22 protein-coding genes are annotated in these 19,665 nt (G+C 62.2%); 7 read left to right on the top strand and 15 right to left on the bottom strand.

Features of this window, described 5'->3' with window-relative positions; genetic code table 11:
• Positions 1-158 precede the first annotated feature (158 nt).
• Genes rfbF through ACFHWW_RS15885 form a run of 3 tightly spaced genes read left to right on the top strand, consistent with a single transcriptional unit; the run spans position 159 to position 3,232 of the window.
• Complete coding sequence (gene rfbF / locus ACFHWW_RS15895; protein WP_100671623.1) at positions 159-926, top strand: glucose-1-phosphate cytidylyltransferase; 768 nt, start codon at positions 159-161, stop codon at positions 924-926.
• Positions 923-1,993 carry a CDP-glucose 4,6-dehydratase gene (rfbG, locus tag ACFHWW_RS15890; RefSeq protein ID WP_275599299.1) on the top strand — a complete coding sequence of 357 codons (1,071 nt, stop codon included), beginning with the start codon at positions 923-925 and terminating at the stop codon, positions 1,991-1,993. The genes rfbF and rfbG overlap by 4 nt, the downstream gene beginning before the upstream one ends.
• A 6-nt stretch (positions 1,994-1,999) precedes the next feature.
• Positions 2,000-3,232, top strand: a complete 1,233-nt coding sequence (locus tag ACFHWW_RS15885) for a class I SAM-dependent methyltransferase (protein WP_338281630.1) — start codon at positions 2,000-2,002, stop codon at positions 3,230-3,232.
• Positions 3,233-3,750: 518 nt separating this feature from the next.
• On the opposite strand, the gene ACFHWW_RS15880 is transcribed toward ACFHWW_RS15885, so the two are convergent.
• Genes ACFHWW_RS15880 through ACFHWW_RS15870 form a run of 3 tightly spaced genes read right to left on the bottom strand, consistent with a single transcriptional unit; the run spans position 3,751 to position 5,859 of the window.
• Positions 3,751-4,527, bottom strand: a complete 777-nt coding sequence (locus ACFHWW_RS15880; RefSeq protein WP_379939174.1) for a cephalosporin hydroxylase family protein — start codon at positions 4,525-4,527, stop codon at positions 3,751-3,753.
• 1 nt (position 4,528) lies between these two features.
• The gene (locus ACFHWW_RS15875) at positions 4,529-5,371 is read right to left on the bottom strand and encodes an SDR family oxidoreductase (RefSeq protein ID WP_338281633.1); all 843 of its coding nucleotides are present in this window, start codon (positions 5,369-5,371) and stop codon (positions 4,529-4,531) included.
• Positions 5,371-5,859, bottom strand: a complete 489-nt coding sequence (locus tag ACFHWW_RS15870; protein ID WP_338281635.1) for an acyltransferase — start codon at positions 5,857-5,859, stop codon at positions 5,371-5,373. Before ACFHWW_RS15870 ends, ACFHWW_RS15875 begins: the two co-directional genes overlap by 1 nt.
• A 201-nt stretch (positions 5,860-6,060) precedes the next feature.
• Here ACFHWW_RS15870 and rfbC point away from each other — a divergent pair, with 201 nt between their 5' ends.
• Complete coding sequence (rfbC, locus tag ACFHWW_RS15865) at positions 6,061-6,600, top strand: dTDP-4-dehydrorhamnose 3,5-epimerase (RefSeq protein WP_379939171.1); 540 nt, start codon at positions 6,061-6,063, stop codon at positions 6,598-6,600.
• A gap of 9 nt (positions 6,601-6,609) precedes the next feature.
• Here rfbC and ACFHWW_RS15860 read toward each other — a convergent pair whose 3' ends face one another.
• Genes ACFHWW_RS15860 through ACFHWW_RS15845 form a run of 4 tightly spaced genes read right to left on the bottom strand, consistent with a single transcriptional unit; the run spans position 6,610 to position 10,746 of the window.
• Positions 6,610-7,371 (bottom strand): ABC transporter ATP-binding protein, encoded by a 762-nt coding sequence (locus ACFHWW_RS15860; protein ID WP_338281638.1) that lies wholly within the window; start codon positions 7,369-7,371, stop codon positions 6,610-6,612.
• On the bottom strand, positions 7,365-8,435 hold the full coding sequence (locus ACFHWW_RS15855) for an iron ABC transporter permease (protein ID WP_033047834.1): 1,071 nt from the start codon (positions 8,433-8,435) through the stop codon (positions 7,365-7,367). Before ACFHWW_RS15855 ends, ACFHWW_RS15860 begins: the two co-directional genes overlap by 7 nt.
• Complete coding sequence (locus ACFHWW_RS15850) at positions 8,432-9,568, bottom strand: ABC transporter substrate-binding protein (protein WP_379939168.1); 1,137 nt, start codon at positions 9,566-9,568, stop codon at positions 8,432-8,434. The genes ACFHWW_RS15855 and ACFHWW_RS15850 overlap by 4 nt, the downstream gene beginning before the upstream one ends.
• 53 nt (positions 9,569-9,621) lie before the next feature.
• The gene (locus tag ACFHWW_RS15845) at positions 9,622-10,746 is read right to left on the bottom strand and encodes an ABC transporter substrate-binding protein (protein WP_338281643.1); all 1,125 of its coding nucleotides are present in this window, start codon (positions 10,744-10,746) and stop codon (positions 9,622-9,624) included.
• Between the two features lie 105 nt (positions 10,747-10,851).
• On the opposite strand from ACFHWW_RS15845, the gene ACFHWW_RS15840 reads away from it, so the two are divergent.
• Positions 10,852-11,661, top strand: coding sequence for a class I SAM-dependent methyltransferase (locus tag ACFHWW_RS15840; RefSeq protein WP_379939166.1), 810 nt, complete (start codon positions 10,852-10,854; stop codon positions 11,659-11,661).
• A 162-nt stretch (positions 11,662-11,823) separates the two neighbouring features.
• A complete protein-coding gene (locus ACFHWW_RS15835; protein WP_338281647.1) occupies positions 11,824-12,744 on the top strand; it encodes a LysR family transcriptional regulator in 921 nt (306 codons plus the stop codon).
• Positions 12,745-12,797: 53 nt separating this feature from the next.
• On the opposite strand, the gene ACFHWW_RS15830 is transcribed toward ACFHWW_RS15835, so the two are convergent.
• The 5 genes from ACFHWW_RS15830 to ACFHWW_RS15810 all read right to left on the bottom strand — a co-directional run bounded on the left by ACFHWW_RS15830 (position 12,798) and on the right by ACFHWW_RS15810 (position 17,442).
• Positions 12,798-14,042 carry a Zn-dependent hydrolase gene (locus ACFHWW_RS15830; RefSeq protein ID WP_338281649.1) on the bottom strand — a complete coding sequence of 415 codons (1,245 nt, stop codon included), beginning with the start codon at positions 14,040-14,042 and terminating at the stop codon, positions 12,798-12,800.
• 36 nt (positions 14,043-14,078) lie between these two features.
• Complete coding sequence (locus tag ACFHWW_RS15825; RefSeq protein ID WP_100671551.1) at positions 14,079-15,359, bottom strand: TRAP transporter large permease; 1,281 nt, start codon at positions 15,357-15,359, stop codon at positions 14,079-14,081.
• A complete protein-coding gene (locus ACFHWW_RS15820) occupies positions 15,356-15,832 on the bottom strand; it encodes a TRAP transporter small permease (RefSeq protein WP_379939163.1) in 477 nt (158 codons plus the stop codon). The genes ACFHWW_RS15825 and ACFHWW_RS15820 overlap by 4 nt, the downstream gene beginning before the upstream one ends.
• Positions 15,833-15,915: 83 nt before the next feature.
• Positions 15,916-16,914 (bottom strand): DctP family TRAP transporter solute-binding subunit, encoded by a 999-nt coding sequence (locus tag ACFHWW_RS15815; RefSeq protein ID WP_379939161.1) that lies wholly within the window; start codon positions 16,912-16,914, stop codon positions 15,916-15,918.
• Between the two features lie 135 nt (positions 16,915-17,049).
• Complete coding sequence (locus ACFHWW_RS15810; protein WP_018098999.1) at positions 17,050-17,442, bottom strand: RidA family protein; 393 nt, start codon at positions 17,440-17,442, stop codon at positions 17,050-17,052.
• A 305-nt stretch (positions 17,443-17,747) separates the two neighbouring features.
• On the opposite strand from ACFHWW_RS15810, the gene ACFHWW_RS15805 reads away from it, so the two are divergent.
• Positions 17,748-18,182 (top strand): DUF4168 domain-containing protein, encoded by a 435-nt coding sequence (locus ACFHWW_RS15805; RefSeq protein WP_379939159.1) that lies wholly within the window; start codon positions 17,748-17,750, stop codon positions 18,180-18,182.
• Positions 18,183-18,297: 115 nt separating this feature from the next.
• Here ACFHWW_RS15805 and ACFHWW_RS15800 read toward each other — a convergent pair whose 3' ends face one another.
• From ACFHWW_RS15800 to ACFHWW_RS15790, 3 genes are all read right to left on the bottom strand, one after another.
• On the bottom strand, positions 18,298-18,666 hold the full coding sequence (locus tag ACFHWW_RS15800; RefSeq protein ID WP_275599311.1) for a hypothetical protein: 369 nt from the start codon (positions 18,664-18,666) through the stop codon (positions 18,298-18,300).
• 73 nt (positions 18,667-18,739) lie between these two features.
• A complete protein-coding gene (locus ACFHWW_RS15795; protein WP_010976090.1) occupies positions 18,740-19,180 on the bottom strand; it encodes a CBS domain-containing protein in 441 nt (146 codons plus the stop codon).
• A gap of 75 nt (positions 19,181-19,255) precedes the next feature.
• Positions 19,256-19,585, bottom strand: a complete 330-nt coding sequence (locus tag ACFHWW_RS15790) for a DUF2934 domain-containing protein (RefSeq protein WP_018099002.1) — start codon at positions 19,583-19,585, stop codon at positions 19,256-19,258.
• Positions 19,586-19,665: the final 80 nt, after the last annotated feature.

The following is a 19,665-nucleotide window of genomic DNA, read 5'->3' as shown; positions in this document are numbered from 1 at the left end:
TCGCCGCACCTAGTCCTTTGGGGTTAGCTTGCAGGGCGCCAACACGGCTTCCCGCCAGCGCGATTCTTGCAATCGTGGCTAAAATGCTCCAATGAACCGCCGGCGCGGCAATCCGCGAAATGGCGGTCGAAGGCAGTATGGAGAGGGAAGTCGTGGGCATGAAGGTGGTCATTCTCGCCGGCGGATACGGCACCCGCATTTCGGAGGAGAGCCACCTCAGGCCGAAGCCTATGATCGAGATCGGCGGGCGCCCGATCCTCTGGCACATCATGAAGATCTACAGCCATTACGGCTTTTCGGATTTCGTGATCTGCCTCGGCTATCGCGGCTACATGATCAAGGAGTACTTCTCCAACTATATCCTGCATTCCTCCGACGTCACCTTCGACATGACGACGGGCGAGACAGCCTATCACACGAAGAGTGCCGAACCCTGGCGGGTGACGCTGGTCGATACGGGACCGGACTCCATGACCGGCGGCCGCTTGAAGCGTGTCGCCGGCTATCTCGGCGAGACCTTCTGCCTGACCTATGGCGACGGCGTCGCCGATGTCGATATCCGCGCGCTCACCGAATTCCATTTGCGTCACGGCCGCGAAGCGACGGTGACGAGCGTCGTGCCGCCGGGGCGCTATGGTGCGCTCGCCACCGAAGCCGGGCAGGTCATGAGCTTTACCGAGAAACCGGCTGGCGACAACGGCCGTATCAATGGCGGCTTTTTCGTTCTCAATCGCTCCGTGCTCGACCGCATCGCGGGAGATCACGTCCCCTTCGAAAGCGCGCCGCTCGAGGGCCTGGCGCGCGACGGGCAGCTGATGGCTTTCCCGCATGAAGGTTTCTGGCGCCCGATGGACACGCTGCGCGACAAGACCCAGCTCGAAGAGCTCTGGCAGCAGAACCGCGCGCCCTGGAAAGTCTGGGCATGAGCCGTCTCCCTGATCCGGGATTCTGGGCGGGAAAGCGCGTCCTGCTGACCGGCCATACGGGCTTCAAGGGAAGCTGGGCGGGTGTGTGGCTCCAGGAGATGGGCGCGCATGTGACCGGCTATGCACTTCCGCCCGCCTCTCGGCCGTCGCTCCACGACCTGTTGCATCCGAACGGAGCACCGGGCGGTCAATTCGGCGACATTCGCGACGGTGAAGCGCTCGCGACGATCGCACGCAAGAGCGAGCCGGAGATCGTCCTGCACATGGCGGCGCAGCCGCTGGTCCGCGAAAGCTATGCGGAGCCTGCTGAGACTTTCGACGTCAATGTCATGGGCACGGTCCGGCTGCTCGAAGCGGTCCGTGCGGCGCCTTCCGTGAAGGCCGTCCTCGTCGTGACGACCGACAAGGTCTATCGCAACGACGAGAGCGGGCGGCATTTCCGGGAGAGCGATACGCTTGGCGGGCATGACCCCTATTCGGGCTCCAAGGCAGCCTGCGAGCTTGCCGTCGCAACCTGGCGCAGCGCCTACCTTAAGGAGCGCCGCATTCGTGTCGCCACGGCACGAGGCGGCAATGTGATCGGCGGCGGCGACTTTTCCGACGACCGGCTCGTGCCGGACGTCGTGCGCGCCGCCCTTTCCGGCTCGCGGCTCAATATTCGCAGCCCGCTCGCGACGCGTCCCTGGCAGCACGTGCTTGATTGTCTCAACGGCTATTTTCTCTTTGCCGAGGCACTCTACAAGGGCGAAAGCGATGTCGATGCGCTGAATTTCGGCCCCTCGCCATCCGAGCCGGCGATCCCCGTGCGCGACGTGGCGAACGCCGTGCAGGCCGCGATGGGGCTCGACCCCGAATGGGACGACGTCTCGGCGCTCGAGCAACCGCGCGAGATGCAGACGCTCGGCCTCGATCCGGCCCTCGCCGGCGAGAGCCTCGCATGGCGCCCGCGCCTCGCCCAGAAGCAGGCGATCGAGTGGACCGCGCGCTGGTACGACGGCTGGCGCCGCGGCGAAGCTGCGCGTCAACTCACGCTCGACCAGATAGAAGCATTCACGAAAGGCCTTTGATCCACGATGTCCCACTCCTGCCGCTTCTGCTCGACCCCGCTCGAAACCGTCGTGGCCGACCTCGGGGCGACACCCTGGTCCAACTCGTTTCTCGAGCCTACCGAGGAGGCGATCGCCCGGGAGAAGGCTTTTCCGCTGAAGGTGATGGTCTGTTCCGAATGCCTGCTCGTCCAGACGACCGAGACGGTCCCGGCCGACGAAATCTTCAACGCCGACTACCACTATCTCTCGTCATTCTCGACGAGCTGGCTCGACCATGCGCGCCGTTATTCAGAGGCGATGACCGAACGCTTCGCTCTCGACGGCAGCTCGCAGGTGGTGGAAGTCGCGTCGAACGACGGCTACCTGCTGCAATATTTCGCGGCCAAGCAAATTCCCGTGCTCGGCGTCGAGCCGGCGGCCAATGCTGCGAGGATCGCCGAAGGCCGCAACGTGCCGACCCTTGTCGCCTTCTTCGGCCGCGACACGGCCAACGCGCTCGTCGCCCGCGGCATCCGCGCCGATCTCACCGCCGCCAACAATGTTCTCGCCCATGTGCCGGATATCGCGGATTTCGTCAGCGGCTTTGCGATCCTCCTGAAGCCGGACGGCGTCGCTACCTTCGAGTTTCCGCACCTCCTGCGGTTGATCGAAGGCATCCAATTCGACACGATCTATCACGAGCACTATTCCTACCTCTCGCTCGCGGCCGTCGAACGTATCTTCGCCGCTTGCGGGCTGAAGGTCTTCGATGTCGAGGAACTGCCGACCCATGGAGGCTCGCTGCGCGTCTACGCCCAGGCGGTGTCCGGAAACAGACCGGCGACCGCGAAGCTCGCCGAAGTGCGGGCCGAGGAGGAAAGCGCCGGACTCACGCAGATGCCCACCTACGCCGCCTTGGGGAGGCGCATCGCCGCGGTCTGCGATGGATTCCGCGCGTTTCTCGCGCAGGCCAGAAGCGAAAACAAGCGCGTAGCGGCCTACGGCGCTGCAGCAAAGGGCAACACCTTCCTGAACGTCTGCGGGGTCACCGCGTCGGATATCGACTTCATCGTCGACCGCAACGATCTGAAGCAGGGCAAGCTCTCGCCCGGCAGCCACATTCCGATCTACGATCCCGCCAGGATCGAGGCCGAAAAACCCGACTATATCGTCATCCTGCCCTGGAACCTGACCGACGAGATCGTCGCCGCCCACGCCTATATCCGCTCCTGGGGCGGCCGCTTCGTCGTCGCCATTCCGGAAGTGCGGGTGATCTAGTCTAAAGCCTGTCGAGATTCATTTTGAGTTTATGACGGCTGCCGCGAGATGGATAGTGGCGTTGATGCTCTGGTCGGTTTTGTCGGCGCGCATGGCGATGCGCTTGAATTCATTGAGTACCGATCGTGCGCCACTGCATGTGTCCATTGATCGTAGCCGATCAATGGACACATGCAGCAGCTCAAAGTGCTACAGCGACCTTTGCGCGTCTCATAAGACGCGCGGCGCTGTAGGAAACGTATCGGAGGACTGCAACCTCTCCTCCCCTCATCCCTGTGCTCGTCACAGGGATGAGAGCAGCGCCGCGTCTGCGCGCGGGAAGCGTTCTTTCAGCCCAAGGACTTGGTCTGGCTGGATTCCTGTGACGAGCACAGGAATGAGGAAATCAAACAAACCGCCGCGGGTATTCGATCTCAACGGACTTAGGAAAGTGAGTGCGGTTTTCCGCCCGCATCCCGCTCTAACCTCTTGAATCGATCACGATGACTTAGGTCGATCCTAGATCAGAAGCGGACCTGTCAAAGCCTCTTCAGGAAGCCATCCGGCGCAACGGTCACCATCAACTTGTTCTGAACCGACCGGTCGATCTCGAACTCAGGATGCGATTTCAGATACTCATGCACTGCGGTCTTCGGATTGTCGCCCACGTCCCAGGGGCGGTCGTCGAAGAATCCCGCGGGCATGTCTTCGACCAGAGTGTCGAAGACCACGCAATAGCAGCCGGCCGTCACCATCGGCGCATAGGCTTCGAGTTCGGCGAGCACATGCGCATGGGTATGCATGGAATCGAGGCATACCATGACGCGGCTGTAGCCGACCGACGCCTGACGCACCTGCGCGACGATGTCCGGATCGATGGACGATCCCTCGAACATCTGGATGCGGCTCGCCATCGGATGGCTCTCGATCGCCGCGCGGTTGTGGGCGCGAATGTCGATGTCGATGCCGATGACCTTGCGCTTGGACCGGCCGGGGTCGAATGAAACGCCCGCCTCGATCGCATCGCACATGTCGAGCATGGCGAGCAGCGAGGCGCTCATGATCACCGAGCCTCCATGCGCGATCCCGGTCTCGATCACCAGATCGGGCCGCGTCGCCCAGATCAGTTCCTGCATGGCCAGGATATCCTGCGGATACTGAATGATCGGGCGCCCCAGCCAATCGAAATTATAGACGTAACGCTTCGCCATAGAAGCTTCGCGCCACTGGTTCGACAGCGCCTGGAAATCGCCGTCACGGCCGTAGCCGTCGATCGCGGCCGCCCGCTCGGTGCGGAATTGTTCGATAGGGTCCATGTCAGATCCTGCTTCTTCTGAAGGGCCGCGGGTGGCAACCGGTATCCGGCTCTCCCTCGCCCAGGATTTCTGCGATGCGCTCTAGCACAGGTGCTGCAGCAAAAGCGAACTCGTCCTTCGACCTGTCGACGGAGATCGATGCGAATGAACCTGTCGGCGCACCGTCGTCCACAGCTACGGAGCATTTCGTCCGGGATTGGATGGCTGCGCACCACTCGGCGTGGCTCGTCTGACGGCCGCTTGCGACGTTGTAGACGGAATTGCGGCCCTCCTGCGCGATCCGCAAGAGGAGGCCCACGGCATCATCGATCCAGATATAGTCCTTGCTCGAATCGAGCGCGGTTTGGAGCTGGATATGGCCGCTGCCCGCCTCGCGGCACAGCGCGCCGAGGAACGTGTCCGACTTCGCCTCGTCAGGCCCGACGACGTTCGACAAGCGCGCGATCCGCACCTTCTCGCGGCCGGAGGCGAGGCAGATCGCTTCCCCCGTCAACTTGGAGAGATTGTAGAGATCCGAAGGATCGAGAGGCGAGACCGACAGCCGAGCTTCCTCGCGCGTATCCTCGCTGCCGGCATAGACTCGAGTGGACGAGAGATAGAGAAATGACGAAAACGCATTCTCACGCAGGAGCTTCGCTGCGAGCGAGACATGCGCTTCGATCGTGTCGAATGGCCGAGTGCGGAAATCGGCCGTAAGGCCGATGGCATAGATGACATGGCCGAGGTCCTCGCCGGAGGCCGGCATGTCGGCGCGGGAGGAAACACGCACCTCGGCACCCCGTTCGCGCAATCGGCGGACGAGATTGCGCCCAATGAAACCGGAACCGCCGAAAACCGTGAACATCACGATCGCACCCCCAGGCGCCTCAGCGGATTGCCGCCGCAGACGGTGTAGGCTTCGACCTCGCCGCGCACGATGGATCCGGCGGCGATGACACAGCCTTTGCGCAACAGGGCGCCGTCGAGGATCACCGAATTCGCCCCTATCCAGACATCCTCCTCGACGACGATGCCGCCGCGGCTCGGCAGGAAGCCCTGTTCCCGGATCAGGCGATCCCGGTCGCCATAGGCGTGATTGACCGGAGCGAAGGTACAATTGGCCGCGATCAAGACATTGTCGGCGATGCTTATGCCGTTGCCGGTATAGAAGACGCAGCCGCTGTTGACATAACAGAAGCGGCCGATCGTGAGGTCGCCGGTGCCGCCCGCCGGTTTGATCTTGACGAAGCTGTCGATGACCGATGCTTCTCCGACGACGATCCGTGTGCCCCGCACGGAACCCTCGATATCGCAGAGGGGGCTGATCTTAGCCGAGGGATGCACCTCGATCATGATGACTCCGATATTTCGAGAGCGGGATGAGGAAAGTGTGTGCGGTTTTCCGCCCGCATCCCGCTCCAGCCTTTGCGCATCTGATGAGACGCTCGGCGCGATAGAGGGCTGTCTCGGTTTCCTCTTTTCCAGTTAGCGCTTGCCGCGTCAACGCCGGATCGTGCAAGAAGCAACGGTCGGGAACGCTGTATCGAGGAATTCATGTCGCGCTTCAATCGTCTCTCCACGTCTCTCGCCGGCCTCACGGTCTTCGAGCGCAAGCAAACCGGCGACGAACGCGGCTTTTTCTCACGCTTCTTCTGCCGGGACGAATTGCGCGATTTCGGCGCTGACGGAACGATCGCGCAGATCAACCACACCCTGACGCGAGCGAAGGGCACGATCCGTGGCATGCACTTCCAGCGGCAGCCCCATGACGAGGCGAAGTTCGTCTCGTGCCTGGCCGGCACCGTATTCGATGTCGCCGTCGACATCAGGCCGGATTCGCCCACTTATCTGCAATGGCACGGTGAAAACCTGAGCGCGGAGAATGCCCGCTCGATGATGATCCCCGGCGGGTTTGCCCATGGCTTTCAGACGCTGAGCGAGAATTGCGAACTCGTCTACCTGCATGACAAGCCCTATGCGCCCGAAGCGGAAGGCGGGCTCAATCCGCTCGACCCGCACCTCGCCATTTCCTGGCCGCTCGAAGTGGCGCAGATGTCGGAGCGCGACCGTGCCTTTGCCTTCATCTCCGCTTGAGGCGGCACTTCACCCGAAGGCGAGGGAGTCGTCGACGATGATGACCGGCCGCCCGCGAGAACAGGCTTCGACGCGCGCCTCGACGCGATAGACCGTTTTCAGCATGTCGGCGGTGACGACGGCATGGGTCGGGCCGCTGGCCACGACCGATCCCCCGCTGATCACGATCGTATCCTCGCAATAGCGCAGCGCGTGGTTCAGGTCGTGCAGGGCGATCAGCACCGCCATGCCGGATTGAGCGGCGAGCTGCTTCATGAAGCCGAGCACCTCGATCTGGCGGAAGAGATCGAGCGCCGAGGTCGGTTCGTCCATCAGCAGGACCTCGGGCTTGCGCACCAGCGCCTGCGCGATGGAGACGAGCTGGCGCTGTCCTCCGGAAAGTTCACCAAGGCCGCGAAAGGCGAGATCCTCGATCTTGAGCGCCGCAAGCACGCGGTCGATTTCCGCCAGTTCGCCGTCCTTGACCTTCCAGCCCGAACCCTGTTTGGCGGAAAGCAGCACCGACTCGTAGACCGTCAGGACGGCATTGGCGCCGGTATCCTGCGGCATGTAGCAGATTGCTTCCGCGCCATTGGCCGTATCGGAAAGATGGACGAGGCCCGGACCGGCGGCAAGGCCGGCGATCCGCTTGAACAGCGTCGACTTCCCGGCCGCGTTCGGACCGATGACGGCGGTGAGTTGCCCGCCCCTCAATGTGCCTGTGTTGATGTCGGAAAGGACCACACGCCGGCCATAGGTGGCGCCGACATCCTTGAGGGCGAGGCTTACCATGCGCGCTTCCTGTTGGTGAAAATCAGCACGAAGAAGAAGGGTACGCCGACGAGCGCGGTGATGATGCCGATCGGCAGCACCGCTCCGGGAATGATCATCTTGCTGACCACCGACGTTACGGAGAGCAGCAGCGCGCCGCAAAGGACGGAGGCCGGCAGGAAGAACCGCTGGTCTTCGCCGACGAGCATGCGGGCGATATGCGGTCCGACGAGACCGACGAAACCGATCGTTCCGACGAAGGACACCGGGATGGCCGCGAGCAGGCTGACCGTCAGCATCGTTTCGAGCCTGAGGCGGCGGACATTGATGCCGAAGCTCGCCGCCTTGTCGTCGCCGAGCCGGAGCGCCGTCAGCGCCCAGGCGCGGCGTGCGAAGACCGGCACCGCGACGAGCAGTACGGCGGCCGTGACCCAGACCTTCGGCCATGTCGCTTTGGTGAGACTGCCCATCGTCCAGAACACGACCGCCGCAAGCGCCTGTTCTGAAGCAAGATATTCGAGCAGCGACAGCGCCGCGTTGAAGGTGAAGACGAGTGCGATGCCCAGAAGGACGATCGTTTCGACGGTGACCCCGCGCATGGTGGAGGCGAAATGGATGAAGAGCGCCGCTATCATAGCCATCAGGAAGGCATTGAGCGGCACCATGTACTGAACGGCGACCGGGAAGACGGCAACGCCCGCGACGAGGCCGAGCGCCGCGCCAAAGCCGGCCGCGGCCGAGATGCCCAGCGTGAACGGACTTGCCAGCGGATTGGCCAGGATCGTCTGCATCTGCGCGCCGGCGAGAGAGAGCGAGGCGCCGACCGTCACGGCCATCAGCGCGATGGGCATGCGTATGTCCCAGATCACGACGCGAAGCTGATCGGTTACCGTTTCGGCATGAAACAGGGCCGTCAGAACGTCCGAAAGGGAATAATTGGCCGGCCCGAGCGCCATGTCGACGGCGACGGAGATGAACAGGGCGGCGACGAGTCCCGACAGCATGAAGAGCCGGCGAAAGACGAGAGCGCGGTACCGACCACGCCCTTCGATGCCTGCGGTCTCCTCGGCGATAGCGGCCATCATTTCTCTCCGTCGGTGAGCGACACGAAATAGCCCGGCCGATAGGCAACCGGAAGGAATTTCTCGTGGAATTCGCGGAAGGTCCGGTCCGGATCGATATCCGCAAAAAGGTCCGGATGGAACCATTTGGCGAATTGCTGGATCGGCACGAACTCATAGGGCGCGCCATAGAACTGGTGCCAGGCGGCATAGACCCTGCCAACCCTCACCGCTTCGAGGTTCGCAAAAGCCGGCCGCTGCATCAGGCCCTTCAGCCGCTCCCGTGCCGCCGCTGGATCGGCGCCGCGTCCGACGCTCACGAACTGGTTCAGGTCCGACTCGGCCGACCAGTTGCTGCCGGTGACGATCACATGCTCGGGATTCGCGACGACGAGCTGCTCGGGATTGAGATCGCCGAACGTGGTCGTGAATACGTCGGATCCGATATTGTGACCGCCGGCCTTTTCGACCATCTCGCCGAAATTCGCCGGGCCGAAGGTCCGACAGCATGCCGTCTCGCCCGTTATTCCGGGCGAGCGCTCGATGAAGACCGTGGGGCGGTCGACCGCTCCGGCTTTGGCCAGCCGCTCGCTCACGACAGCGATCTGGGCGCGCCGGTACTCGATGAACTCGTCCGCCCGTGTCTCCGCGCCGAAGAGCTGGCCAAGAATCCGGATGGATTTCTCACTGTTCTTCGACGGGTCCACCCGGAAGTCGAGATAGACCACGGCTATGCCCGCGGCTGCCGCCTTTTCGATGAAGCCCGACTCTTCGACTGCTTCTTCGGCTTCGAGATTGAGCGTCAGCACATCGGGCTTCAGCGCGATTGCCGCCTCCAGGCTGAAATCACCGCTCGGGATGTAACCGAAACGCGGCAGCTTTTCGATCTCCGGAAAGCGCTCGAGGTAACCCGCATACGAGTCCGGATCCTTCTTGATCAGGTCGTCGCGCCAGCCGACGATCGTATCGAAGACGGATTCGCGCTTCAGTGGCGCCGCGATGTGAATCTGGCGCGCCTCTCCCAGCAATATCCGTTTTGCCGGGAGATCGAGTTCGATCTTTCGTCCGGTAACGTCGGTGATTTCCGCCGCGGTCACCGGCGCCGCGGCAATTGCGACGGCGGCAAGCGCAAGAAGAGCCTTCCTCAGTATCGGCATCGGAACCTCGCGAACGGGAAATCGGAAGGCTGACGTCTTCCGAACTTGGAGCCTTACTTCAGGGAGACGAAGTAGCCGCTCTTGTAGGGCAATGGCAGGAAGCGCTCGTGCAGTTCCTTGAACGTCGCCTCCGGATCGAGATCCTTGAACAGATCCGGATGCAGCCACTTCGCTATCTGCTGTATGGCCACGAACTGGTAGGGGTTGTTGTAGAACTGATGCCAGATGGCATGGACATTGCCGTCCTTGACCGCCTTCACACCGGTGAAGGCAGGACGCGTGGTGAGGGCTTCGAGCTTGCGCTGCGCCTCCTTCTCGTCAGCGCCGTAGCCGACACCGACCCAGGCACCGCCAGGAACGTAACCCTCCCAGTTGCCGCCCGTGATGATGATCTGGTCGGGGTTGGACGCGATGACCTGCTCCGGATTGACGGTGCCGAAGGTGCCGGGAATGATGTCCTTCGCCATGTTCACGCCGCCTGCGAGCTCGACCATCTTGCCGAAGTTCTCGTTGCCGAACGACATGCAGCAGTCATCCGAATAGCCCCCGGCGCGCTCCATGAACACGAGCGGCTTCTTCGGATCGGCCTTTGCGAGGGTATCGGTCACCTTGGCGATGCTGTCGGCACGGAATTTGATGAATTCCTCGGCCTTTGCCTCCTCGCCGAACAGCTTGCCGATAAGGCGCATGCTCGGTTCGGTGTTCTCCATCGGCTTTTCGCGGAAATCGACATAGACGAGCGGAATGCCGACTTTTTGGAGCTTCTCGATGTAGCCCGCTTCCTCCGTCGCCGTCTTGGCATCGATATTCATCAGCATGACGTCCGGCTTCAGCGCCACCGCCTGCTCAACGTCGAAGGTGCCGTCCTTCATGCCGCCGAAGGTCGGCAGCTTGGCAATCTCGGGATACTTCTCGAGAAAGGCGGCGTATGTCTCGGGGTCCGCCTTGGTGAGGTCGTCGCGCCAGCCGACGACCCGCTTGAACGGCTCGTCCTTGTCGAGAGCGCCGACAAAGTAGATCTGGCGCCCCTCTCCGAGGATCACATGCTCGACCGGCACATTGACTTCGACCTCGCGACCGGTGACATCGGTTACCTTGATGGCGTCGGCGAACGCGGCGCTCGAAACAAGCGTGCAGAAACCCGCGGCGGCAGCGGCCACCATGTTGAAAACCTTCATCGTTCCCTGCTCCTTCGAAATTCGGTGCCTTCTAATATTTCATGACTTTACCAGTCAACATATATCTTTTAGAACGCTTCCAAACAGACGACACCGGGACTGAAAATGAGCGACGTTGCAACGCGGCCCAATTATGATCTTCGCGATGAAATCAAAGCCTATTGGTCGCAACGTGCGGCCACTTTCGATCTCTCTCCCGGCCACGAGATTTTTTCCGAGGAGGAACGCGCCGCCTGGCATCGGCTCGTCCTGCGCCATCTCGGCGAGGGAGCCGGTCGCTCGGCGCTCGATCTTGCGAGCGGGACCGGAGTGGTCTCGCACCTTCTCGACGATCTCGGCTTCCGGGTGGCGGGTATAGACTGGGCCGAGCCGATGCTGGAACGCGCGCGGCAAAAAGCGAAGAGCCGCGGTCGCGATATTTCCTTCCGCATTGGCGACGCGGAAAATACCATGGAGCCGGACGACCACTATGACGTCGTCGTGAACCGGCATCTCGTTTGGACGCTGGTGGACCCGGCCGCAGCCTTCAGGGAATGGCTTCGCGTCCTCAAGCCCGGCGGCAGGCTTCTCGTCGTCGACGGCGATTTCGTCAACTCGACCCGGCTCGAGCGGTTCTTTTCGTCGCTGAACGCCTGGGGGCAGCGTGTCGGCCTACTCGGGCCCGAGGCTCCATCACAGCCGCGCGAGATGCTGGAAACGCATCGAAGCATTCTTGCCCGCGTCCACTTCTCGCAAGGAGCGCGCGCCGAGGCCGTCGTCGAATTGTTGCGGGCGGCCGGTTTCGCCGACATCACGGTCGATACCGATCTCGGAGAGATACACCGGATGCAGGCAAAGAACTGGAATCTGTTCAAGGGCCTTGCGCGCAGAAGCCAGCATCGCTTTGCGATCCGCGCAAGCAAACCCCTGGCCTGATGCCGGCCTACTGAAAGGCTGCGCGCGGCGGCGGGCCAATTCAGCACTCTTGAGCTTCGACGTGTCGGTGCTCTATCTCTCCGGGAAGCTGCACTGCCATCGTGGTTCAGCAGCTGGTGCCGACCCCACGTGAGTGGAGTTGCAATTGGATAGGCCCGTACGATGTCGACAGATCTCAATCTCAATCTCCTGCGATCGTTTTTCATGATCGCCGAAGAGCGAAGCCTCACGCGGGCAGCGGCCCGGCTGAACATGAGCCAGCCATCGGTCAGTCAGGCGCTGCAACGACTGGAGGAGCAGTTGGCCTGTCAGCTCGTCCTCCGCGGCAGTCGGAAGTTCGAGCTGACGGCCCGAGGGCAGAAAATCTACGAGGAATGCGGTGAGATCTTCCGTGCCGTCGAGCGGATTGGCCAGCTCACGCAGGAAAGAACCGCCGAGGAGTTCGGCGAGGTGCGCATCCAGATCATCTCGAACCTCGAGTCCCCGCTCATAAACGAAGCGTTGCGTCTCTACCATCAGCGCTATCCCTCCGTAACCTGGGTGATGGAGGTCCAGAACAGCCAGGACACGGTCAAGCGGATCCAGATGGAGAAATGCGGAATAGGATTATGTCTCCTGTCGCGCCCCGTCTTCAGCCTGAATTGTCAGTTGCTGTTTCGCGAAGAATTCAGCGTCTATTGCGGCGCTGAGCATCCCCTCTTCGGCCGTAAGGAGGTGGAGAAGAGGGAATTGCGGCAGGAATCCTTTGTTTCCTTTACCTGCGCCACCGAAGGCATGGGTCTCGAGCCGATGGCGGTCCTCAGCCAAAGCCTCGGTCTCGGCGAACGGATCAGCGGGCAAAGCCCAAATCTCGAGGAGGTGAGACGCATGATCGTCGCCGGCCTCGGGATCGGAATTCTCCCGTTGACGGCCGTTCACGACGAAGTCGCGAGCGGACTTCTCTGGCCGCTCGAAATCAAGGGTTATCCGCTCGGCGCGGACGTGTTTTTGGTGACGCACCCGGAAGGTGACTATTCCCGCGCCGAGCAACATTTCATCGACCTGATGCAGGAGCTACGTTCGCTCTACCCGGAAATGCACTGAGAACGTCCCGGCGGAAAGCCGGTACGCAATCTTCCTGGAAGTGCTCCGATCGATCAGCGGTCGGCGCGCGCCACGACGGCGTGCAACAGGACATTGAGGCCCGGCGCAAGATCGTCGCGGTCGCAGTCTTCCTCGTTGTTGTGGGTGATGCCGCCCTTGCAGGGCGTGAAGATCATTGCCGTCGGGCAATGTCGCGCGAGGAAATAGGCATCGTGGCCGGCCTGGGACTGGATGTCACGCCAGTCGTAGCCCATCCGGACCGCTTCCGCCCGGATACCATCCACCATCGCGTGATCGAAGATGTCCCCGCCCCAAAACCACTCGTCCTCTATCACCGCGTCGCAGCCGGCGCGGGCGGCGCTTTCGAAGACGGCACGGCGCATCTTTTCACCCATGACGCGCGCGGTCGCCGCATCGGGATGGCGAACGTCGCAGATCGCTTGGGCCGTGTCGGAGAGGATGCCCGGTTTGTTCGGCCACGCCGCCAGCCGGGCGCCTGTCGCCTTGCCGTCGCCGACGGCAAAGTCCCAGCCGATGTCGTCCACGGCAGTGAGCCAGCGTGCGCCCGCGATCAGCGCATTGCGGCGCAGGTCCATCGGAGTCGGGCCGGTATGCGCCGTCTTTCCCGTAAAGCGCACCCTCATCCCGTAGCTCGGATATCCGCCCGTCACCACTCCGATATCGCGTTGCTCGAGGTCGAGGATCGGCCCCTGCTCGATATGCAACTCGTAATAGGCATCGATCTCACCGGCACGACAGGGCTTGTTTCCGTTGTAACCGATGCGCTCGAGCTCGGCGCCAAAACGCGCTCCGTCGTCGGAGACGAGCTCTTTGACCCAGTCCCCGTCATAGGCCCCGACGAAGCAGCCGGATGCGACCATGGGCGGCGAGAAGCGCGCTCCCTCCTCATTCGTCCAGTTGACGATGACGATCGGACGGCGGGTGACGTGACCGACGTCGTTCAGCGTACGGATCACCTCTAGTCCGGAAAGAACGCCGGCAATCCCATCGAAGCGACCACCGTTGATCTGGGTATCGAGATGGCTGCCGATCAGCACCGGCGGCAGCGACGGGTCGCTTCCTTCGCGCCGCCCGAAGATGTTGCCGAGTTCATCGATCTCGACGCTCAGCCCCGCATCACGACACCAGTTGACGAACAGGTCGCGCATTCTGCGATCATCGTCCGTCAGCGTGAGGCGGGCGAGACCGCCCGGCCGCCCCTGGCCGATTTCGGCGGAAGTCTCGATGGTCGACCAGAAGCGATCGATGTTGGCACGGGTGTTCGATGCGAACGACATGGTTCACCTTTCAAATGCAATTGCGGACGAAGCGGCTCACATTCCGAGCGACATCAGTGTCATCAGCCCCGGGAAGAGAATGAGGAGGAACATGATGAGCGCCATGACGCCGATGAACGGCAGCAGGTAGCGGAAGGACGCCGACATCGGAATGCCACCGGTGCGGCACGCGGCCATCAGGTCGATGCCGAGTGGCGGTGTGTTGGCGCCGATCGCCAGGTTGATGGTCAGCAGTACGCCGAAATAGACCGGGTCGATCTCGAAGACCCGCAGCACCGGCAGGAAAACGGGCGCAAGGATGAGAATGATGGCGATCGATTCCATGAAAGTGCCAAGGACCAGGACCGCGACCATCATCAGTATGAGAGCGACCGTGGCGCTCTCGGTCGCGCCGGTGATGGCATTGACGACGAGCTGCGGAACCTGCTCGACCGTCAGGATCCAGCCGAAGACTGAGGCGGCCGCGATGACGATGAGGATGGAACCGGTCATTTCCGTCGTGTCGCGCAAGAGGCCGAAGACCTTGGCGAACGTCAGCTGGCGATAGACGAAAGCCCCGACGAGCAGCGCATAGGCGACGCCGATGCCCGCTGCCTCCGTCGGCGTGAAGATGCCGAAGCGGATGCCGCCGACGATGATGACCGGCGCGAGCAGGGCAAGCACGGATTCGCGCAGAGCGGTGCCCAGCCGAGTCCAGCTGAACGGTTCCCCGCCCTTCCAACCGTTTTTGCGGGAAATCCACCACGCGACGACCATCAGCCCGAGACCGAGCAGAATACCTGGACCGATCGAGTGGATGAAAAGTTGCCCGATCGACGTTCCGGTCGCCGTTCCGTAGACGATCAGGACAATAGACGGCGGAATGACCGTGCCAAGCGAACCGGCGCAGCCGAGACCTGCGGCGGAGAAGCCCGGATCGTAGCCGCGCTCCTTCATGGCCGGCAGCAGCATGGAACCGATCGCCACCACGTCAGCGACACCCGATCCCGAGAGCGAGCCGAACATCATGCAGGCGGCAATCATCACGATGGCGAGACCACCCGTCCGCTGTCCCACGACAGCCGCGCAGAGATTGACGATCCTCGGGGCGAGCCCCCCATGCACCATCAGCAAACCGGCGAGCAGGAAAAGCGGGATTGCAAGCAGCGTGAAGCTGTCGATCCCCGCGACCATGCGTTGCGCGACCACCATCAGCGGCAAGACATCGCCGACCAGCAGATAAGCGACCGAGGAAAGCGCAAGCGCAATCGCGATCGGTGCATCGATCAGGAGCAAAAGAATGAAGACCGCAAAGAGGACGAGAAGGGCAAGGCTCATTTGCGCAGTTCCGCGGCAACGAGGGCAACGAAGGCGATGGCGCCGGTGACCGGCAGCGCGAGATAGACGAGCCCGGCGGGCCAGCTCAGGACCGTGGTTTCATGCGACCATGTCAGCACCGTTATCTTCCATCCGGACCAGATGACGACGACCAGGAACAGGAGGGATGCCAGACGCGCGAGTACGGCCAGGAAGGAACGGAACCGGCCGGGCGCAACGAGCAGATCCGTCAGGCCGGCGCAAAGATGCGTGTTGCGGACGAAGGCGGAAACCGCACCGATGAACGTCACCCAAACCAAGAGAAGACGCGGGATCTCCTCCGACCAGCGTGGTGTGAAGGAAAGGGCATAACGGCAAATGACGACGTAGACGATGATGGCGGTGAAGGTGGCGATGGCCAGGCCGCCCGCCGCGCGGGCTACGTTGTCTATGGCATTGGAAATCCGCGGGCGCGGTGTCGATGCGTCTTGCATGGAAGCCTCGCTGGTGTGGACGGACGGACATGGCCCGGCGATGGGAAACGTCCTGCCCGCAACCGGCGGTCAGGACGACCGCATCACTTGCGGTAGCTGTCCATGACTTCAAGCAGCTCGGGACCGAAGACGTCCTTCTCGCTCTCCCAGATCGGCTTCAGGGCGTCGACGAAGGCAGCCTTGTTCACCTCGTTGAACTGCATGCCTTTCGATTTCAGCTTCTCGATCAGCGCGACCTCGTTATCGGCAACCATCTGGCGCTGAGCGTTGCCCCACTTGACGGCCGCTTCCTTCACGATGGCCTGATCCTCCGGGGAAACCTGCGCCCAGGTCATGCTCGACACCGTCAGGCATGCGGCGCCCCAGATGTGGCCGGTCATCGAAACGTATTTCTGTACTTCGTAGAACGACGAGGCATCGATGATCGAGAGCGGATTTTCCTGGGCGTCGAACACGCCCTGCTGCAGGGCCGAGTATAGCTCGCCGAAGGCCAGCGGCGCCGGCTGCGCGCCGAGACGTTCGAACGTCGCCAGCCGAACCTTGTCCGGGGTTACGCGGATCTTGATGCCGGCGAGATCGGCCGGCTTGACGATCGGATGCTTGTTGTTGGTGATGTTGCGGAAGCCGTTTTCCCACCAGGCGAGAACCTCGATGCCTTTCGGCCGAAGCAGATCGGCAAGCGCTGTGCCGAGCTTGCCGTCGAGCGCGGCAAAAGCCTGTTCGCGACTGGTCCAGGCATAGGGCATTTCGATGATGCCGAACTTCGGTTCGACGAACTGGAAGGAGCCGCTGCCGATCAGGCCGCCCTGGATGGTGCCGATCTGCATGCCCTCGATGACTTCCTTCTCCGTGCCGAGTTGGCCGGAGGGGAAGATCTCGATCTTGACGCGGCCTTCCGTCTTCTCCGAGACCTCCTTGGCGAAGTCCGTCGAGGCCTTGTGCCAGCTATGGGTGTCGGCAAGCACGTGGCCGAGACGGATCGTTGTTTCGGCCATGGCAGCCGTATGAGCGGAAAGTCCGACGATGCCAGCGATCACGGTGGCGGCAAGACCGCGGGAAATTTTCGAAATGCCCAGTTTCATAGCGCCCTCATTTGTTGCGTTTATTCTGGGCATATTAGGCGGGCATGATGCCCGCAACGCAAATAGCCGGACTCAATGACAAACATTGAGTCCGCTTATGGGAGTGGCTGCGATTTCCTGTGAGAAAAGATCGCATCACTCCACGGTGGCGATACATTCGATCTCGATATCGAAATGCGTCCAAGGCTTGATCGCCACACAACTGCGGGCCGGAAAGCCGCCGGGAAAATACGCGCGATAGACCGCATTCATCTCCGCCGCCAAATCGTTATCGGTGATAAAGACGAGCGATTTGAAGACATTGTCGAGCGAGGAGCCAGCATGGCGGAGGGTGAACGAGAGCGCGTCCATGCAGGCGCGCGTCTGGATGGTCATGTCTCCCCTGACGATCTCGCCTGTGTTCAGGTCGATCGGCGGCATCCCGCACGTATAGAGAAGACCGCCGACGCGGGTCAACGCGGAGGTCGGCGCGCCCAGTCTTCGGATTGCTTCGGAAATCACAGGGATTTCAATGATTTCGTGCTTCATATCGCCTGACCCTTTTATCGGCGCAGATCGTACCGGTTGTGTGGGAGATACCGTTTGCGCCACGTTTCGAGCAATGTATAGCCGTAGCGTATATTGCGTTCCAAGCCCCTGCATCTTGTTCCGCATGCCCCGGAGGGAGCCACAAAGCTGCCGCCTAATGGTCAGCAAATTGCCCCGTCGTCGCCGCACCGAGCACTTCCGGGGCGTACATGCTCCACGAGTCGCTTGCGTCGTTTCGACGGCGGAGCGAACGATCAAGGCGGTATTGCTGCCGATCAAGTCATGCACGTCATGGAGGACAGAACATGATTACTCGCTATACACTCGTTGCATCGCTGACCGTTGCAGCCTCCAGCTTAATGCTTCTCAGCCCGGCTTCGGCGCTGGAAATCGCGCAGGCGCAACAGGCGCAGCCGACACAGACCCAACCCGACGCCGGCGGCACAGGCGCCCCGATCAGCGATCAGAAGATCGAGGCCTTTGCAGTGGCCTATCTTCAGGTCGACAAGGTAAGGCAGGAGTACTCCACGAAAATCGGGGCTACCAGCGACGAGGCCGCGAAGGCGAAGCTGCAGAACGAAGCCAGTCAGGAAATGGTCAAAGCCGTAGAGACCGCGCCGAACATGTCGGTGGAGGAATATACGACGATCCTCAAGGCTGCGCAGAGTGATCCAGCGCTTGCCCAGAAGGTTCAGGAAAAGCTCCAGACGTCCACGCCGCAGCAGCCGCAGCAGCAGTAAGCACGGCTTCGACACTTTGAGCAGCTCCGAGAAGATCGCGTGGCGATTTTCTGTCCGGAGTTGCGCATTTCAAAGACTTAGATCGTTTCACCATGCGTGAAACGATCCGAGCTCTTCAGCTGACGAGCCAGAACAGTGCCGCGGCTATCAGAACGAACAGTCCAACAGCGGCTAGGAAACGCAGCGTGCCGGCGTTCGTATTGTCGCCGAGCACCCGATTCCAGTATTCGCCGCCAGTGGCGTCGTTCGCTTCGGCGCCCGCTTCGGTCGGCGTATTCGTAAGCGTCATCGCGACCTTTCCGTCGCCTCCACTAAGATTGCGCGGATGCGGCTGTGGCGGGTCGGGGCGCGCCCGATCCACCTCGCCGAGATACGGCGCACCGCTTCCTGCATCGCCGGCATCGGCGACGTGATCGTCGGGCTCCGCGGCACCGCCGGGAGCGAGACCAGTCCGGATCGGCATGCTTTCCTGTTTCCCTGCCATAGTTGGCCTCCCTTGTGTAAAATGAGAAAGGGGGCGCCATCGCGCCCCCATCCGTGCCCAACCGCCGGATCGTTCAGCCGCTTCGGTTGGACTGGTTGTGGGATCCACCGGGTTCGGTCACGCCCTTCAGGCCGGTGCCGGCCATTTGCGGCTGTTCACGGGCCGCGTCGGCAAGCGAAACGATCCCGACCAGCTGCTTGTCATGGTTCACCACGGGCAGCCGTCGAACCTGGATGTCGCCCATGTTGCGCGCGACATCGTCCACCTCATCGTCGTCGAAGCAGTATTTCACGTCCGTGGTCATGATGTCGGCCACCCGTGCCTGCGGGTCCATACCATCGGCAACGCCGCGCACGACGATGTCTCTGTCCGTTATCATGCCGATCAGGCGGTCATCGTCTCCGACCGGCATGAAGCCGATATCGTTTTCCGCCATCTGCCGCGCAACAGCCGTTATGGTGTCGTTAGGGCTTGCGAGATGAACGTCTCTTGTCATGATCTCCGATACACGCATTTGTTTTCTCCTTCACGTTTCATCGGCACGGTTTCATCGGCAGCCCGGGAAGGCTCGAGCCGCCGTTACGGCCGCTCAGCGCCCGCCGTCAGGGCGGGCCGCCGGATTTCCTTCGGGCGAAGCGGGCGCCCCAGCCCCCGCCGCGGTCTGCTTTTCGCGCCGCCTGCTGCCGTTGGCCTGGCCCCCGCTCTCCGGCGCGGGGCCGTCTCTCTGCGTTTCCGGTCCCTGAGTTTCCGGTCCCTGCGTTTCCGGTCCCTGCGTTTCAGATCCCTGCATTTCTCTGGCGGCCTGCTCCCAGTGGCGCTGATGCTGCCCGTCCGGCCGGCCCTCCTGCTCCCAGATCGCATAGGCTCTGCGCCTGATGAGCTCTTCGCGTTCGCTGTCCGTGTCCCTTCGCTCGTCCATGTCCCTTACCTCGCCGCTGGACTTCGTTGATGGCGAGTTTCAAACGGCGCGACCGTCCATTTGTTCCGCCCGCGGCGCCA

It is taken from the genome of Sinorhizobium sp. P24N7 (genome assembly GCF_042436655.1).
GTDB classification, from domain to species: domain Bacteria; phylum Pseudomonadota; class Alphaproteobacteria; order Rhizobiales; family Rhizobiaceae; genus Sinorhizobium; species Sinorhizobium meliloti_A.
Note: the sequence above shows the minus strand (reverse complement) of the source record. Positions and strands in the feature narration are given on the sequence as shown.